The organism is Falsiroseomonas sp., from assembly GCF_051859025.1.
Classification (GTDB): Bacteria; Pseudomonadota; Alphaproteobacteria; order Acetobacterales; family Acetobacteraceae; genus Falsiroseomonas.
In genome coordinates this window covers 14,505-30,677 of sequence record NZ_JBHYGL010000038.1, presented here as the reverse complement: position 1 = coordinate 30,677, position 16,173 = coordinate 14,505, and the positions used below count along the sequence as shown (strand labels likewise).

Annotated in this window: 16 protein-coding genes and 1 tRNA gene; 7 read left to right on the top strand and 10 right to left on the bottom strand. The window is 69.9% G+C overall.

Translation table 11 applies throughout. The features are described 5' to 3' along the window. Positions 1 to 105: 105 nt before the first annotated feature. The 3 genes from ACTIE5_RS24775 to ACTIE5_RS24765 form a co-directional block, all read right to left on the bottom strand. Positions 106 to 531: a hypothetical protein gene (locus tag ACTIE5_RS24775; protein ID WP_439552406.1), complete on the bottom strand. Its 426-nt coding sequence runs from the start codon at positions 529 to 531 to the stop codon at positions 106 to 108. 107 nt (positions 532 to 638) lie between these two features. After that, positions 639 to 1,748: an alanine racemase gene (locus tag ACTIE5_RS24770; RefSeq protein WP_439552405.1), complete on the bottom strand. Its 1,110-nt coding sequence runs from the start codon at positions 1,746 to 1,748 to the stop codon at positions 639 to 641. Continuing rightward, on the bottom strand, positions 1,748 to 2,866 hold the full coding sequence (locus tag ACTIE5_RS24765) for a pyridoxal-phosphate dependent enzyme (protein WP_439552404.1): 1,119 nt from the start codon (positions 2,864 to 2,866) through the stop codon (positions 1,748 to 1,750). Before ACTIE5_RS24765 ends, ACTIE5_RS24770 begins: the two co-directional genes overlap by 1 nt. 103 nt (positions 2,867 to 2,969) lie before the next feature. Between ACTIE5_RS24765 and ACTIE5_RS24760 the strand changes: the two genes are divergently transcribed. Further along, the gene (locus ACTIE5_RS24760) at positions 2,970 to 4,070 is read left to right on the top strand and encodes a M20/M25/M40 family metallo-hydrolase (RefSeq protein ID WP_439552403.1); all 1,101 of its coding nucleotides are present in this window, start codon (positions 2,970 to 2,972) and stop codon (positions 4,068 to 4,070) included. Between the two features lie 27 nt (positions 4,071 to 4,097). Here the strand turns inward: ACTIE5_RS24760 and ACTIE5_RS24755 are convergent, their stop codons facing one another. Genes ACTIE5_RS24755 through ACTIE5_RS24745 form a run of 3 tightly spaced genes read right to left on the bottom strand, consistent with a single transcriptional unit; the run spans position 4,098 to position 7,070 of the window. After that, on the bottom strand, positions 4,098 to 4,799 hold the full coding sequence (locus ACTIE5_RS24755) for an ABC transporter ATP-binding protein (protein WP_439552402.1): 702 nt from the start codon (positions 4,797 to 4,799) through the stop codon (positions 4,098 to 4,100). Then, on the bottom strand, positions 4,786 to 6,030 hold the full coding sequence (locus tag ACTIE5_RS24750) for an ABC transporter permease (RefSeq protein ID WP_439552401.1): 1,245 nt from the start codon (positions 6,028 to 6,030) through the stop codon (positions 4,786 to 4,788). The genes ACTIE5_RS24755 and ACTIE5_RS24750 overlap by 14 nt, the downstream gene beginning before the upstream one ends. Continuing rightward, a complete protein-coding gene (locus ACTIE5_RS24745) occupies positions 6,030 to 7,070 on the bottom strand; it encodes an efflux RND transporter periplasmic adaptor subunit (protein WP_439552400.1) in 1,041 nt (346 codons plus the stop codon). The genes ACTIE5_RS24750 and ACTIE5_RS24745 overlap by 1 nt, the downstream gene beginning before the upstream one ends. A gap of 101 nt (positions 7,071 to 7,171) precedes the next feature. On the opposite strand from ACTIE5_RS24745, the gene ACTIE5_RS24740 reads away from it, so the two are divergent. The 4 genes from ACTIE5_RS24740 to ACTIE5_RS24725 all read left to right on the top strand — a co-directional run bounded on the left by ACTIE5_RS24740 (position 7,172) and on the right by ACTIE5_RS24725 (position 10,955). Then, positions 7,172 to 7,246, top strand: a tRNA-Thr gene (locus tag ACTIE5_RS24740). Positions 7,247 to 7,615: 369 nt separating this feature from the next. Beyond that, positions 7,616 to 8,647 carry an amino acid ABC transporter substrate-binding protein gene (locus ACTIE5_RS24735; RefSeq protein ID WP_439552399.1) on the top strand — a complete coding sequence of 344 codons (1,032 nt, stop codon included), beginning with the start codon at positions 7,616 to 7,618 and terminating at the stop codon, positions 8,645 to 8,647. A 64-nt stretch (positions 8,648 to 8,711) separates the two neighbouring features. Then, positions 8,712 to 9,857, top strand: a complete 1,146-nt coding sequence (locus ACTIE5_RS24730) for an amino acid ABC transporter permease (RefSeq protein WP_439552398.1) — start codon at positions 8,712 to 8,714, stop codon at positions 9,855 to 9,857. A 69-nt stretch (positions 9,858 to 9,926) separates the two neighbouring features. Beyond that, positions 9,927 to 10,955 (top strand): amino acid ABC transporter permease, encoded by a 1,029-nt coding sequence (locus ACTIE5_RS24725; protein WP_439552397.1) that lies wholly within the window; start codon positions 9,927 to 9,929, stop codon positions 10,953 to 10,955. 136 nt (positions 10,956 to 11,091) lie between these two features. Here ACTIE5_RS24725 and ACTIE5_RS24720 read toward each other — a convergent pair whose 3' ends face one another. The 3 genes from ACTIE5_RS24720 to ACTIE5_RS24710 are packed head-to-tail and all read right to left on the bottom strand — an operon-like array spanning position 11,092 to position 13,876. After that, on the bottom strand, positions 11,092 to 11,808 hold the full coding sequence (locus ACTIE5_RS24720) for an SDR family NAD(P)-dependent oxidoreductase (RefSeq protein WP_439552396.1): 717 nt from the start codon (positions 11,806 to 11,808) through the stop codon (positions 11,092 to 11,094). Between the two features lie 7 nt (positions 11,809 to 11,815). Then, on the bottom strand, positions 11,816 to 13,306 hold the full coding sequence (purF, locus tag ACTIE5_RS24715; RefSeq protein WP_439552395.1) for an amidophosphoribosyltransferase: 1,491 nt from the start codon (positions 13,304 to 13,306) through the stop codon (positions 11,816 to 11,818). 12 nt (positions 13,307 to 13,318) lie between these two features. After that, positions 13,319 to 13,876: a CvpA family protein gene (locus tag ACTIE5_RS24710; protein WP_439552394.1), complete on the bottom strand. Its 558-nt coding sequence runs from the start codon at positions 13,874 to 13,876 to the stop codon at positions 13,319 to 13,321. Between the two features lie 180 nt (positions 13,877 to 14,056). On the opposite strand from ACTIE5_RS24710, the gene ACTIE5_RS24705 reads away from it, so the two are divergent. Together ACTIE5_RS24705 and ACTIE5_RS24700 are read left to right on the top strand one after the other, a co-directional pair. Continuing rightward, positions 14,057 to 14,338, top strand: coding sequence for a BrnT family toxin (locus ACTIE5_RS24705; protein WP_439552393.1), 282 nt, complete (start codon positions 14,057 to 14,059; stop codon positions 14,336 to 14,338). Next, positions 14,301 to 14,657, top strand: coding sequence for a BrnA antitoxin family protein (locus tag ACTIE5_RS24700; protein WP_439552392.1), 357 nt, complete (start codon positions 14,301 to 14,303; stop codon positions 14,655 to 14,657). Before ACTIE5_RS24705 ends, ACTIE5_RS24700 begins: the two co-directional genes overlap by 38 nt. Here ACTIE5_RS24700 and radA read toward each other — a convergent pair. Continuing rightward, complete coding sequence (gene radA / locus ACTIE5_RS24695; RefSeq protein ID WP_439552391.1) at positions 14,605 to 16,059, bottom strand: DNA repair protein RadA; 1,455 nt, start codon at positions 16,057 to 16,059, stop codon at positions 14,605 to 14,607. The genes ACTIE5_RS24700 and radA overlap by 53 nt on opposite strands. Between the last annotated feature and the right edge of the window lie 114 nt (positions 16,060 to 16,173).

The window sequence follows — 16,173 nt, the reverse complement described above, 5'->3', positions numbered from 1 at the left end:
GCGGCACGCGGGATTCTTCCCGCCGGCGCCGCGCCATGTGTCCGGGCCTTCTGCCCCGAACCTAGGTAACCCGGGGCTGGTTGATACGCGGTGAAGAGGCTTTCGCTATCCGCAGGCGCGGACGGCTTCGGGGCCCTCGAACCCCTCGAACTCCGCCAGGTGGTCCGCGGCCTCGATCCATTGCAGCAGGCCGGGTTCGGCGGTGATGCGGGCGGTCCCCTGGATGATGCGGCTGGCGGCGATCGCGCTCTGCCGGCGGTAGGTGAGCGTCAGCCCATCCTCCGCGATGGTCCAGTCCAGCACGGGCAGCGGCTTGCAGAAGAAGAACAGGCGGACGGCGATGGTGCCCGTCCTTGTGCCCTGGCCGCGACTCGCCTCCAGCAGCAAACGGGCCTGGCCGTTGTCCCCGTTCAACTTCGCGGTCCGCCCGACCCATTCAGGGAAGGGCGGCACGCGGGGGCGCGCCCGTGCCGGCAGGGCCAGCAGCAGCAGGGGGGTGGCGAGGACGGTGCGGCGGGCAAGGGCTGGCATGGCGTGTATCGGGCGTCACCCATCGTGGCGGTGACGCATCCATGCCGGGGTCTTCGGGCGCGCGCAAGAAATGTCACATTTCGAAAAATCCACGCGCGATCGGTGCCTTACCAGCCGTTAATCCTTGACCAGATGGCGACCACGCGGCCGCCCTCCATCACGTGGTAGCGGTCATGCGCCGCGGCCGTCAGGCAGACATGGTTGGGCACCACGCGAACGCGCGCGCCGACCGGCAGGCGGTCCAACAGCAGGGTCTCGCCCTCCGCCGCGCGGACCTCCCCATGTTCCTGGTGCACGCGCGTGACCAGCGCATCGCCGAGCGTCGCGTTGCCGTCGCGGTCCAGCACGCGGCCGAACTTCCAGTCTCGCGGTGCACCTTCCGTGCTGCGGTCCTTGGACAGCGCGAGCGCGCCGGCATCCAGCAACACCGCCTGGCGCTGCGGATAGCGGCCGATGACGCTGCCGAGCACCGTCACCGCGATATCCTCCAGCGGATGCGTGCCGATCTGGCCCTGCAGCAGGTCGCCCATCATGTAGACGCCCGCCCGCATTTCCGTGACGCCGTCGAGGTGCCTGGCATGCATCGCCGTCGGCGACGCACCGGCGGAGACGATGTCGACCCTGTGCCCCGCATCGCGCAGCCGGGTCGCGGCGGCGACGATGCCCGCGCGCTCCACCTCCGCGATATCCGCCATCGCGTCGTCGCTGCGCCCGGCATAGGAATGCCCGGAATGGGAGAGCACGCCGGCAAGCTTCGGGCCGAGCGCCGCGGCAATCGCCAGCAGCGCCGTGCCATCCACCGAAACGCCGGCGCGGCCTTCGCCCACATCCACCTCGATCAGCGTCGGCAGCGCACCGGGATGGGCGGCGATGGCGCGGGCGGTGTCGAGGTCATCGGTGATGATCTTCACCGCGGCGCCCTGCGCGTTCAGCGCCGCCACCTGGTCCAGCTTCGCGCGCACGATGCCGACGGCATAGACCTGGTCGAGGAAGCCGTGTTCCGCGAAGTAGCGCGCCTCCGCGAGCGTCGACACGGTGATGGCGCCCTTGCCCGGCGCAGCCAGGTCCGCCACCGCCGCCGATTTCGCGGTCTTGAGGTGGGGGCGCAGCATGACGCCGGGATGCCGCGCCATGGCGGCTTCCATCCGCGCCAGGTTGCGCTTCAGCACATCCAGGTCGAGCAGCAGGCAGGGGGTCGGCAGTTCATCGAGCGTCATCAGATGGAGACCCCCAGGAATTCGGCGTAGCGCGGCGTGGCCTTGAGGCCCGTGCCCGTCAGCACCACGACAGTCGTCTCACGCTCAGCGATCGTGCCGGCGGCGATCAGGCGCGAATAGGCCGCCGCGGCCTGGGCGCAGGTGGGTTCCACATAGATGCCAGTGCGGGCGAGGCTGAGCGACGCCGCGGCGATCTCCGCCTCCTCCAGCAGCACGGCGCCGCCGCCGGATTCGCGCATGGCCGCCAGGCATTCCGGCAGGCGGATGGGCTGGGCGATGGCCGTGCCCTCCGCAATGGTGGGCTGCGCGGCCTGTTCGGGCAGGCCGAGTGCCGCGCGCCCGATGGGGCCGCAATTCGCGGGCTGCGCCGCGAAGATGCGCGGCAGCTTCGTGATCTGCCCCGCGCGCAGCAACTCCGAAAAGCCGAGCCAGCAGCCCAGGACATTCGATCCGGCACCGCAGGGGACGATGACATTGTCCGGCGCCTTGAAGCCGAGGTCTTCCCACAACTCATAGGCCAGCGTCTTCGTGCCCTCCAGGAAGAAGGGCTGCCAGTTGTGGCTGGCGTAGAAAAGCTCAGCGGACTTCGCCAGCGCCGCATCGGCGCAATCCTGGCGGCTGCCGGGGATGAGTTCGATGGTGGCCCCCGCGGCGCGGGACTGCACGGTCTTGGCCGGGCTGGTGCTGGCGGGCACGAAGATGGTCGCCGCGATGCCCCCGGCGGCGGCATAGGCGGAAACCGCTGCGCCGCCATTGCCCGAGGAATCCTCCAGCACCGCCTCCACGCCCTGGTCCTTGAGGAGGGAGAGCATGACGGAGGCGCCGCGATCCTTGAACGACCCCGTCGGCATGAACCATTCGCATTTCAGCAGCGCCGTGCCGCCGGGCAGGGCGCGTTCCACCAGCGGCGTGCAGCCCTCCCCCATGCTGATCCGCGCCTTGGGCGCCCAGGGGAGCGCCGCCGCGTAGCGCCAGATGCTGCGCGTGCCGGTTTCGATCTCGGCCCTCGAAAGGCCGGGGCGTTGCGTCAGCAGCAGCGGCGCCTGGCCGTCGCCGCACCAGCGGGGGGTGTCGAGGGGCCAGGTCCGGCCGCTTCGCGGGTCGAGATAGCTCTGCATGGCCGCACTCTCCCTTGCCCGGCAGGGCGCGGCAAGCGCCCTTGCCCGGCAGGGCGCGGCAAGCGCCCTTGCCGGACGGGCGGCGGCAAGCGAGGCTGCCCAGATGATCACGACCGACCCCGTCCTCCGCCTGGCCGCCGACCTCATCGCGATCGACAGCCGTTCCTCCCTCTCCAACCTGCCGATCGCCGAAAGGGTGGAGCAGGAACTCCAGGGGTTCGAGGTCGAGCGCCTGGACTACACCGATGGCAATGGCGTCGCGAAGCGGGCGCTGGTCGCGCATAAGGGGCCCAAGGGCGGCTATGCGCTGTCCGGGCACATGGACACGGTGCCCGCCACGGGTTGGGAAAGCGCCCCCTGGACGCCGCGGATCGATGACCAGGGCTTCCTCCACGGCCTCGGTTCCGTGGACATGAAGGGCCAGGTGGCCGCCGCCATCATCGCGGCCCAGCGCGCCCCCGCCGATGTCGGCGCCACGCTGCTGATCACGGCGGATGAGGAGACGACCAAGCAGGGCGCCGCCATCATCGCGAAGCAATCCGCGCTGGCGAAATCGCTGGGGCTGAAGGGCATCGCGGTGGCGGAGCCGACGGGGCTGGTGCCGGTGCGCGGCCATCGCAGCCACATCGCCTTCACCGCCATGGCGCGCGGGCTTCAGGCGCACTCCTCCACGGGCAAGGGCATCAACGCCAATTGGAAGCTGCTGCCCTTCCTGGCCGCGATGCGGGCGGTGCATGACGAACTCCGCACCAACCCCGCGCTGCAGGACCAGGCTTACGATCCGCCCTTCAGCGACTTCAACCTGGTGCTGGACAATCACGGCACGGCCATGAACGTGACCGTCGCCAAGGCGAGCGCCTTCATCAAATTCCGCTACAGCGCGAAGGTCGATCCCCAGCCCATCCTGCATGCCGTGCGCCAGGCCGCGCGCGAGGCCGGGATCGAGTTGGCGGAGCAGCATGAAGGCTTCCCGCCCGAACTGCCGGCGGACCACCCGCTGATCGCGCTGGCCGTGGCGCTGACCAACCAGCCCGCGCGCACCGCGCCCTACGGCACGGATGCCAGCGAATTGCAGGCCCTCGCCCCCTGCGTGATCCTGGGGCCGGGCGACATCAGCACCGCGCACACGCCGCGGGAATGCGCGCGGGCGCAGGATCTGGTGGATGCGGTGCCAGTCTTCGGGCGGTTCCTGGCCTCAGCCTGAGGTTTTCTTCGCCCCCTCAGACGCAGGTCATCCCGTTCTGCAGCCGGTATCGCTGACGATCCGGCCATCCACCAGATGGATGCGCCGCGTCGCGCGCTTCGCCAGATCCGGGTCATGCGTCACCACGACGACGGTGCGCCCCTCCTCCCGCGCCAGCCTCTCGAAGATGTCGAAGACGGCGGCGGCGTTGGCGGTATCGAGGTTGCCGGTCGGCTCATCCGCCAGGATCAGCGCGGGGTCATTCGCGAGCGCACGGGCGATGGCGCCGCGCTGGCGCATGCCGCCCGAGAGTTGTTCCGGCAGCTTGCGCGCGGCATCGCCCAGGCCGAGCGCCGCGAGCAGCGCCATCGCCCGGTCGCGCACCGCCGCCCCCCTCAGCCGGCCGAGGCGGCGGATCGGGATCTCCACATTGTCCAGCGCGCTGAATTCCGGCAGCAGGAAGTGGAACTGGAAGACGAAGCCCAGCCTCTCCAGCCGCAGCGCCGCCAGTTCATTCGTCGTCAGCTTCGCGGTGTCCCGCCCTTCCAGCAGCACATGGCCGGCACTCGGCCGGTCCAGCAGGCCGAGCAGGTAGAGCAGCGACGACTTGCCTGAACCGGAAGGCCCGGTGACGGCCACGAATTCGCCGCGCCGGAACAGCAGGTTCACGTCCCGCACCAGCACCGCCCCTTCCGGCAATTGCCGCGTGACGTCGCGGAGTTCCAGCAGGGGCGGATCAGGCGGCGCCACGCACCACCTGCACGGGGTCGAGCTTGCTGGCCCGCCGCGCGGGAATGACGGAGGCGATGCCCGCCGCCATCAGCGCGAAGAAGCAGGCGGCCGCATAGATCCGCCAGTCCCGGTCCATGATGAAGCCGTTGGCGCCGGATGGCGTCGATGTCGCGAAGCGGATCTGGGCCAGGGCCTCGATCATCAGCCCGCCCAGCACGCTGCCGAGGATGGCGCCGAGCAGCCCCGCCACCAGCCCCTGCACCAGGAACAGCAGCTGGATGTCGCCTTCGGTGAAGCCCAGCGACTTCAGGATGGCGATGTCGCGCGTCTTCTCGAACACCACGGTGGAGATGATGTTGTAGATGCCGAAGGCGGCCACCAGCAGGATGGCGCCGGTGACGGAATAGGTGATGGCGTTCTGGATGACGAAGACCGTCAGCACATTGGCGCTCTGCTCCTCCCAACTCTCGGCCCTGTCGCCGAAGCGGGATTCGATCAGGCGCGCCATGGGTTCGGCCTGGGTCACATCGGCCAGCCGCACCAGGATCTGGTTCACGACGTTGGGCCGGTCCTGCAGCACCTGGTTCACCTTCAGCAGCGCGAAGGCATGGCCCTGGTCCACCGTCTGGATGCCGGTGCGGAACATCCCCGCCACCTGCATGGACAGCACCACCCCCTGGGGGGAGATCACCGTCAGCGTATCGCCCATCCCGATGCCGAGCCGCTGGCCCAGCCCCTCCCCGATGATGATGCCGTTGGCGGTGCGGCGCAGGTCATCGAGGCGCCCCGCCGTCATGTCCTTCTCGATGTTGGAAACGCGGATGTGGCGCGCGGGGTCGATGCCCGTCACCACGGCGGAGACATCGCGCGACCCGTAGCGCATCAGCGCCTGGCCCTGCAGGACGGGGGCGGCGGCGACGCCGTCCATCGCCTCCAGCATCGCCACCTTGTCGCCGGCGGCGCGGATGCCGCGGATGCGATCCCGCGGCTTCACGCCCCGCACCACGATGGCGCCCCCGGAATAGGCGATTTCCGCCGCCTGGGGGGCGGGGATGCGGGTTTCGTCCTTGATGGTGATGTGGGGGGCGACGTCGATGATCTGGTCGACGAAATAGGTCTGGAAGCCGCGCATCAGCGCCACGATCGCGATGAAGAAGGCCACGCCCAGCGCGACCCCGCTGACCGAGACCAGCGTCTGCCGCCGCCTGCGCGCCAGCATCCCGCGCGCGATGTCGAGCATGAGGAACATTAAGGCGGCGCCAGCCTGACGGCCTGGCCCTCCACCAGCCCCTCCGGCGGCGCCAGCACCACCGCCTCCCCCACCGCGAGTCCCCGCCGGATCTCGACGCTGCGGGGCGCCTGGACGCCGATCTCGACCTCCCGCCGCCGCACGCGCTCCTTCTCCACCACCCAGACGAAGGCGGGGCCGCGCGGCGTGGTGGCGGTGGGGTTGCGGGGCGCGGGCGGCAGGACCACGGCGGCGGGCGGCAGCAGCACGGCGTCCGGCGTCTCCCGCAGCACGATGTTGGCTTCCACCGTCATGCCGACCAGCAGGGGCGTGTCGTCCGGCAGGGCGAGTCGCACGCGATAGGCCTTGCGGGTGGTATCGCCCTTCGGGGTGATCTGCGTGACCGTCGCCGTCAGCACCCGTCCCGCGAAGGCATCGGCGCGCAGCAGCACGCGCTGGCCGACGGCGATGCGGGCGATGTCCTCCTCATCCACCTCGGCCGTCACGCGCAGCGGCCGGGGCTCCCCGATCCAGAACAGGCTGGCGGGGGTGTCCACCACCTCTCCCACCTCCATGTCCCGGCGCAGCACCACGCCATCGGTGGGGGCGCGGACCAGGTAGTCATCCAGCCGCTGGATGGCGGCGTCCGCCACGGATCGCGCGGCGCGGGCATCGCGTTCGGCGCGTTCCAGCGTGGCGCGGGCGGCGATGTCGCGGGCGACCAGGGTGCGGGTGCGGGCCAGATCCTCCGCCGCGAAGCGGGCGCGGGCCTCGGCCTCATCCGCCATGGAGCGGGACTGGCGGTCATCCAGCCGGGCGAGGATCTGGCCTTCCGTGACACGCGCGCCTTCCTCCGCCAGCACGGCGCTGACCCGGCCGCGAAGCGCGGGGCCGACGCGGGCCCAGTGCACGGGCTCCACCGCCCCGGTGGCATAGACAGCCTCCAGCGCCGTGCCGGTGGCGGCGGTGGCGATCGCCACGCGCGGCGGCAGTGCCAACCAGGCCCAGGAGGCAGCGCCGCCGGCAAGCAGCAGGGCTAGGAGGAGCAGGAGGCGGCGCATCTGCGGGGCAGGCTAGCAGTTTTGCGCGATAGCGGCAGGGTCCCCCGCGCAAGGCGGGTTGTCCGCCGGCCCGCCGGGCGCTATAGGCCGCGCCGCAGCGTGCCGGCATAGCTCAGTGGTAGAGCAACTGATTCGTAATCAGTAGGTCCGCGGTTCAAATCCGCGTGCCGGCACCAGCCTGCCCCCCCCCCGACAATCCAGGCTCCTCATCCCCGCTGTGCGCTGCGCCGGCGCGGTGGTTCCCATGGCCCCCGCCCTGCCCGTTCCGGCGCCAGGCAGCGCCCAGCCGCTCACCTCCAGACTGATCCCGGCGACCCGACCAGCGCGCCGCAGCCCTGTCGGCGCCTTTCGCGGCCTGCCTTCCCGGGCGGCGTTCGCAGCAGAAGGCATCCGGCCCGGCACTGACCACATGGCGGGCAGGATGCGGCTTCATGCCGAAAAAACAACCAATGAATTACAATCTTGCAATTAGATGGACTTCCAGCCATGTCCCGGGCCGGAAGCGAGGGCCGGAACGGTCCCGCGGGGTAACAGGGAAGCAGAAGATGAAGTGGTCGATGCTCGCCGCCGCCGCGGCGGCGTTCGTGTCGTTTGGCGTGTCGGAGGCCATGGCAGGCCGCGACCTGGACCAGATCAAGCAGCGCAACACGCTGCGCTGCGGCGTGCAGGGGCCGTCCAACCCCGGCTTCGGCGTGCCGGACAGCCAGGGCCGCTGGTCAGGCTTCAACGTGGAAGTCTGCCGCGCCATCGCCATCACCATCTTCGGCGACCCCAACCGCGTCGAATTCGTCCCCGTCACGACGCAGTCCCGCTTCCCGGCGCTGTCGGCCGGCGAGGTGGACGTGCTGTCCAACAACACGACCTGGACGCTGACGCGCGACAGCAACGTCAACCGCTTCAACCAGCCCGCCATCACCTTCTATGACGGCCAGGCCATCATGGTGCCGCGCCGCCTGAACGTGACCAGCGCGCGGCAGCTGAACGGCGCCACGGTCTGCGTGCAGCCCGGCACGACGACGGAACTGAACCTCGCCGACTTCTTCCGCGCCAACAACATCCGCTTCACGCCGGTCGTGATCGCGGATTTGGATGAGCTGCGCCGCGCCTATGACAGCGGCCGCTGCGACGTCTTCACCAACGACTTCGCGGCGCTCGCCGCCCAGCGCACCCTGCTGACGCGCCCGGCCGACCACGTGATCCTGCCGGAACGCCTGTCCAAGGAACCGCTGGCCGTCACCATCCGCCAGGGCGATGAGGAACTGACCAACATCGTCGCCTGGACGACCTTCGCCCTGATCGACGCCGAGGAACTCGGCATCACGCAGGCGAATGTCGAGCAGATGGCGACGACCTCCACCAACCCCGTCGTGCGCCGCCTGCTGGGCGTCGAGGGCAACATGGGTGAGAGCCTGGGCGCCGCCCGGGCCGACTATGCCCGCCAGATCATCCGCACCTTCGGCAATTACGGCGAGATGTTCGAGCGCCACCTCGGCACGAATACCCCGCTCGGCCTGGAGCGCGGCATGAACAACATCTGGACCCGCGGCGGCCTGCTCTACGCCCCGCCGGCGCGCTGATGTGACGCCCAGGAAGGGGGCCGCTCGCCCCCTTCCCCCCCTGCCTCTCCGGGATCAGCGCCGCATGAGCCTGTCCGTCCTTCGCGGCCCCGCCCGCGGCATCCTGATCCAGGCGGCGCTGCTGGTCGCGCTCGTCGCCACGGGCATGTGGCTGTGGTCCAACGCTGAAGCCAACATGGCCGCGCGCGGGCTGCGCTTCGGCTTCGGCTTCCTCGACCGATCCGCCGGCATCCCGATCGGCGAGAGCCTGATCCCCTACACCCCCGCCGACACCTACCGCCAGGCGCTGACGGTCGGCCTGCTGAACACGCTGCGCGTCGCCATCGTCGGCTGCCTGCTGGCTACCGTGCTCGGCGTGGTGCTGGGCCTGGCGCGGCTGTCCACCAACCCGATGCTCCGCTCCCTGACGGGCGGCTACATCGAGGTCATCCGCAACACGCCACTCGTCCTGCAGCTCGTGTTCTGGCACGCTGTGATGCTGCAGATGCCCTCCGTCCGCCAGGCGCTGAACCCGCTGCCGGGCGTCTTCCTCAGCCAGCGCGGCCTCAAGATCCCGGCCCTGATGGCGGACCCCGCGCTCTACGCCTTCCTGGCCGCGGTCGCCGCCGGCGCGATCGGCTGGTGGGTGCTGCTGCGGCGGGAACGCGCGCGCCAGGTGGCAACCGGCCAGCGCCGCCCGACCATCCTGCCGGGCCTCGCCATGCTGCTGGGCTTTCCCCTGCTGTCCTTCGCCGCGGGCTATGTGCCGCGGGTGGAGTGGCCGGAAATGGCCGGCTTCAATTTCGAAGGGGGCCTCGCCCTCTCCCCCGAATTCTTCGCCCTGCTCGTCGGCCTCGTCATCTACACCGCCGCCTTCGTGGCGGAGATCGTCCGCAGCGGCATCCAATCCGTCCATCGCGGGCAGTGGGAGGCAGCGCGGGCACTCGGCCTGCCGGGCGGGCGCATCATGCGCCTGGTGATCCTGCCGCAGGCGCTGCGCGTCATCATCCCGCCGATGACGTCGCAATACCTGAACCTGACGAAGAACTCCTCGCTGGCCGTCGTCATCGGCTACCCGGACCTGGTCTCGGTGGCCAATACCTCGATCAACCAGACCGGCCAGGCGATCGAGGTCATCACCATCTTCATGACGGTCTACCTGGTGATGAGCCTCGTCACCTCCGCCCTGATGAATTGGTACAATGCGCGCGTCGCGCTGATGGAGCGCTGAACCATGGCACGAGGCGCTGACGCACCGGGGCGCGAGGCTCCGGCCCTTCCGAACTTCGCTGCGCGTGCGGTGCATTTCGCTCGCGCCTGCTTCGATGGCCCGGTGAACGGCGCCATCACGCTGGTCTGCCTGGCGCTGCTGTGGTGGCTGGTGCCGCCCTTCTGGGATTGGGCGGTCACGCGCGCCACCTGGAACGGCAATGCCAATGCCTGCCGGGAAGCCGGCGGCGCCTGCTGGGCCTTCATCCGGGAGAAGTTCTGGTTCTCCATCTTCGGCCTCTACCCCTACGAACAGCGCTGGCGGCCGGCGACGATGATGACGATCCTCATCGTCATGGTCGTGGCCTCCACCCAGCGGCGCTTCTGGGGGCGCGGGCTGCTGGTGGGCTGGGCGGTCGCGGCGCCGGCCATGCTGGTGCTGATGGGCGGCGGCGTGCTGGGGCTGGAACCCGTGCAGACGCGGCTCTGGGGCGGGCTGACCATCACCGGCATCATCGCCGTCTATGGCCTGGCGCTGGGCTATCCGCTGGCCATCCTGCTGGCATTGGGCCGCCGCAGCGACCTGACCCTGGTGCGCTGGTTCTCAACAGCCGTCATCGAATGCGTGCGCGGCGTGCCGCTGATCAGCCTGCTGTTCATGGCGGCCATCATGCTGCCGCTGTTCCTGCCGGAAGGCGTGACGCTGGACCGCCTGGCGCGCGTGCTGGTGGCCTATACGCTGTTCACCGCGGCCTACATGGCGGAGGTGATTCGCGGCGGCCTGCAGGCCATGCCGCGCGGGCAGTACGAAGCCGCGGACGCGCTCGGCCTGTCCTACTGGAAGAAGATGCGGCTGGTGATCCTGCCGCAGGCGCTGACCATCACCATCCCGTCCCAGGTCAACACCTTCATCGGGCTGTTCAAGGACACGACGCTGGTCGTCGTCATCGGCGTCTTCGACTTCTTCACCACGCTACGCGCGGCACTCGGCGACCCGAACTGGCTGGGCTTCGCGACGGAAGCCTATGTCTTCGCGGCCGCCGTCTACTTCCTGCTGTGCTTCACGATGAGCCAGTATTCGCAAAGGCTGGAACGGAGCCTGCGGCCGGGCACGCGGTGATTCCAGGGAGGGCGCTGCCCTCCCCGGACCCCACCCGCCAGGGGGGAGACCCCCCTGGACCATCGTCAATTGCTGGGTTCCAAGGGCCCGCTGGCCCTTGGCGGGGGGTGCAGGGGGGCAGCGCCCCCCTGCGACGCTACCCGATCTCGATCCGCGCCCCGTGCCGGGTCTCCGCCGGAAAGCACAGCGCCGCCAGCGCCGGCGCCACATCCGCGGGCTGCGGGATGCTGGCGGGGTCCTCCCCCGGCATCGCGGTCGCGCGCATCCGCGTCGCCACCACGCCCGGATCGGCGAGGTTCACGCGCAGCGGCGTGTGCACCACCTCCTGCGCCCAGGTCTGCACCAGGTGCTCCATCCCCGCCTTGGCGGCGCCATACAGCCCCCAATAGGCCTTGGGCCGCAGCACGCGCCCCGTGGTGACGAAAACGGCGCGCCCGGCGTCGGAGGCCCGCAGCGGCGGGTCGCAGGTGCGGATCAGGCGCCAGGCGGCGGTCAGGTTCACCGCCATCACCTCCGCCCAGTCCTTCGGGTCGATATGCGCCACCGGCGTCAGCTTGTTCAGCGCGCCGGCATTGTGGACCAGGATGTCCAGCCGCCCGAAGCGCTCCATGATCGAAGGCCCGACCAGGTCCAGCTGCTTGTCGGCGTCCTTCTGCAGGTCGAGCGGCAGCAGCGTCGCGCCCCGGCCGGTGGCGGCGCGGATCCGGTCGTCCAGCTCCTCCAGCCCGCCCTGGGTGCGGGCGATGAGGACGAGCTGCGCGCCCTGCTTCGCGAGTTCCAGCGCCAGCGCCGCGCCGATGCCGCGCGAGGCGCCGGTGACGAGCGCGACGCGATTCTCAAGCGGTAGGGACATGGTCTTCCTAGCGGTTGGCTGCCTGGAGGAGCGACAGCGGCCGCTCCGAATTATCCTGCGAATCCGTCAGCGGAATCGCGTAGTCGCCGGTGAAGCACGCATCGCAATAGGCCGGCGCATCCGCATCCCGCCCCTTCTTGCCGAGTGCCCGGTACAGCCCGTCCAGCGAGATGAAGGCCAGGCTGTCCGCGCCGATGATCTGCGCCATCTCCGCGATGTCGTGCTTCGCCGCCAGCAGCTTGCCGCGTTCCGGCGTATCGATGCCGTAGAAGCAGGAATGCGTCGTGGGGGGTGAGGAGATGCGCATATGCACCTCCGTCGCGCCGGCCTGGCGCACCATTTCCACGATCTTCCGGCTGGTGGTGCCGCGGACGATGGAATCGTCCACCAGCACCACGCGCTTGCCCTCGATCATGCTGCGGTTGGCGCTGTGCTTCAGCTTCACGCCGAGGTGCCGGATCTGGTCCGTCGGCTCGATGAAGGTGCGGCCGACATAGTGGTTGCGGATGATGCCGAGCTCGAACGGGATGCCGGCTTCCGCCGCATAGCCCATCGCCGCCGGCACGCCGCTATCCGGCACGGGCACGATGACATCAGCGGCCACGCCCGATTCGCGGGCCAGTTCGGCGCCGATGCGCTTGCGCGTATCATAGACCGGCGTGCCTTCGACAACCGAGTCGGGCCGCGCGAAGTAGATGTATTCGAAGATGCAGAAGCGCGACCCGGCCCGCGCGAAGGGGCGGACGGACTTCATGCCGCTGTCGTCGATGATGACGATCTCGCCCGGCTCCACATCCCGCACCATGTCGGCGCCGATGATGTCGAGGGCACAGGTCTCGCTGGCCAGCACATAACCACCCGTGGCGAGCTTGCCGAGCACCAGCGGCCGCACGCCGAGCGGGTCCCGCGCGCCGATCAGCGCGCCGTTATGCAGCGCCACCAGGCTGTAGGCGCCCTGCACCTGCTTCAGCGCGTCGATCAGCCGGTCCATCACGGTGGTGTAGAGGCTGATGGCGATGAGGTGGATGAACACCTCGCTGTCCGTGGTGGACTGGAACAGGCAGCCGCGACGCACCAACGCGCGCTTCAGCTGGTGGGCGTTCGTCAGGTTGCCATTGTGGGCCACCGCGAAGCCGCCGAATTCGAAATCGGCATAGAGGGGCTGCACGTTGCGCAGCGCCGTCTCGCCGGTCGTGGCGTAGCGGTTGTGGCCGAGCGCGGCGTGGCCGGGCAGGCCCGCGATGACATGCGCATCGCCGAAATTGTCGCCCACCAGCCCGCGGCCCTTATGGGCGTGGAACTGCCCCTGACCGGCGAGGGAGACGATGCCCGCGGCTTCCTGCCCCCGGTGCTGCAGGGCATGCAGGCCGAGCGCGGTCAGCGCCGCCGCATCGCTGCTGCCCCAGATGCCGACGACGCCGCATTCCTCATGCGGGTGGTCATCGTCACCGATGTCCCAAGGCTGGATGGACCCAAGCTGAGTCGAGAGATCGGTCATGCGCGTCCTTCGCTACCGGCTGCGCGCGGGGGGGCGGAGCAGCTGGTCCATGCTGGGATCCTGGCGGCCCGTGCCCTCAGGCAGGCGCGGGCGGAATTCCTCGGGCAGTTTCGCGACCACCCAGGCAGCGCCGTCGGCCGCCAGCGGCAGGCTGCGCGCCTCGCGGACCGGGTCGGGCCATTTGTCGGTGGAGGGCAGCAGCAGCCCCGCCACGATATAGGCAATCACGGCGATGAAAGCACCCCGCGCCGCGCCGAACAGCAATCCCAGCGCGCGATCGACGCCGCCGAGGGCGGATCGCTGCACCTTGCCCGCCAGCCAGGCGATCAGGATCTTGAGGACGACCAGCACCACCAGGAACACCACGCCGATGGCGGCGCCGGTGGCAAGCCAGGGTGGCTGGACATATTGCGCGGCATAAGGGGTTGCATGCGGCTCCGCCACCACGGCAGCGATCACCGCCCCCGCCCAGGCCCCGATGCCCAGAACTTCGCGCACGAGCCCGCGGAAATAGGCGAGGCCCGCAGAAAGCAGGATCACCGCCAGGACAACGCCATCAACCCAGGTCATCGGGCGGGGGTATAGCGGGGGTGGGGCGGGGTGTCATGGTGGTGTCTTCGGGGATGTAAGGAGTTGCGTGTAGCGACGAGTGTAGCTACGATGCCCATACGGGGGAGTTTGGGAACGAGTTGTGCGACAGCCAGGAGCAGACGAACGCTCGGCAGTCTTCACGCTCGGGGGTGCCACAGTATGATCGACCCGACTTCTCTGGAGTGGGACGAGCGAAAGCGCGCGTCCAACCTTCATAAGCATGGCCTGGACTTCCTTGACGCCGACCTGGTCTTCGCCGGCGACCACCTGATCGAGCCGACCGCACCCGGCAATGACGAGGCCCGCTTCCTCGCCATCGGGCGCATCGGTCCCGACTATGTCACCTTGATCTACACGGAACGCGGCGACGCGATCCGCGTGATCTCCCTGAGGAGGGCACGCGATGGGGAACGACGCAGACATCAAGCGCTATTCGGCTGAGGAACTGCACGCCATGCGTGCCCGCGGCGAAAGCCGCAGCGATTGGGCGCGTGTGCGCGGGATGACGGAGGCGGACCTTGAACAGTCCATCGCCAAGGATCCCGACTGGAAGGACGTGCCCGCCAATTGGCACGACACCGCTTTGCCCGTGCGCCCCGGCCCGAAGAAGCTCATCTCGCTCCGCATCGACGAGGATATCGTCGAGTGGTTCCGCGCCAGCGGCCCCGGCTACCAGACCTGGATGAATGCCGTGCTGCGCGCCTATGTCATGGAGCAGAAGAAGAAGCAGGGGTCGGGGCCGGGGCCGGGGAAGCCGTAGCCCCCTCCCCCTTCTTCTTCACCGTCTTGGCCGCGAAGATCGCGACCAGGTCGGCCAGGTGCCCCGTCTCCGTCAACTTCAGCCCCGGCACCGCCGCCGGTGGCGCGGACCCGCGCGCCACGCGTCGCGGCAGCGTGGCCGCGGTGAAGCCCAGCTTCTGCGCCTCCCGCATCCGGCTCTCGGTCTGGGAGACCTGCCGCACCTCGCCGGACAGCCCGACCTCCCCGAAATAGACCGCCCCCGGGTCCGTCGGCCGGTCGGTCGCCGCACTCACCAGCGCCGCCGCCACCGCCAGATCCGCCGCCGGCTCCGCGATCCGCAGCCCGCCGGCGACGTTCAGATAGACGTCGTTCATGCCGACGCCGAGCCCGCAGCGCGTCTCCAGCACCGCCAGCAGCATCGCCAGCCGCCCGCTATCCCACCCCACCACCTGCCGCCTTGGCGACCCTCCCGACGAAGGCGACAGCAGGCACTGCACCTCCACCAGCACCGGCCGCGTGCCCTCGATGCCCGCGAACACCGCGCTGCCGGAGACATTGCCCCGCCGCTCCGCCAGGAACAGGGCCGACGGGTTCGCCACCTCAACCAGCCCGCGCTCCGTCATCTCGAAGACGCCGATCTCATCCGTCGCGCCGTAGCGGTTCTTCACCGCGCGGAGGATACGGAACTGGTGGCCGCGATCGCCTTCGAAATAGAGCGTCGCATCCACCATGTGCTCCAGCACCCGAGGGCCGGCGAGCGTCCCTTCCTTCGTCACATGCCCCACCAGCACGATGGCGAAGCCCCGCGCCTTGGCGAGGCGGATCAGCTCCGCCGCGCAGGACCGCACCTGGCTGACCGTGCCGGGCGCGCTGTCCAGCGCGTCCAGCCAAACCGTCTGGATCGAGTCGATGATGACCAGCGCGACATCCGTCTCCCCCTCCAGGCTCGCCACGATGTCCCGAAGGCTGGTCGCGGCGGCCAGGCCCAGCGGGCTGTCCGTGAGCCCGAGCCGCGCCGCGCGCAGCCGCACCTGCTCCACCGCCTCCTCGCCCGAGATGTAGAGCGCGCGGCGCCCCGAACTCGCGATGCGTGCCGCCGCCTGCAGCAGGATGGTGGACTTCCCGATCCCGGGATCACCGCCCACCAGCACCGCGGAGGCCGGCACCATGCCGCCGCCCAGCACCCGGTCCAGCTCCGCGATGCCCGTGAGAATGCGCTGCGGCGGCGCCGATCGCCCCTTGAGGCCCACGAATTCAACGCGCCGCCCACCCCCGGCCTTGGCCGCCGGGCCGGGGCCGCGGGCCTCGGAGGTCTCCTCGGACAGCGTGTTCCATTCGCCGCAGGCATCGCAGCGGCCCTGCCATTTCGGGTGCGGGGCGCCGCAGGCCTGGCAGACGAAGCGGGTGACGGGTTTGGCCATGCGCCACGACTAGCACGAAACAGGAACGGAATTGAAGGGGGGGATAGGGATGGCCTCCCCCCGCACCCACCCGAGCATTCAGGGGGACGCCGTCCCCCCGCACCCACCCGAGCA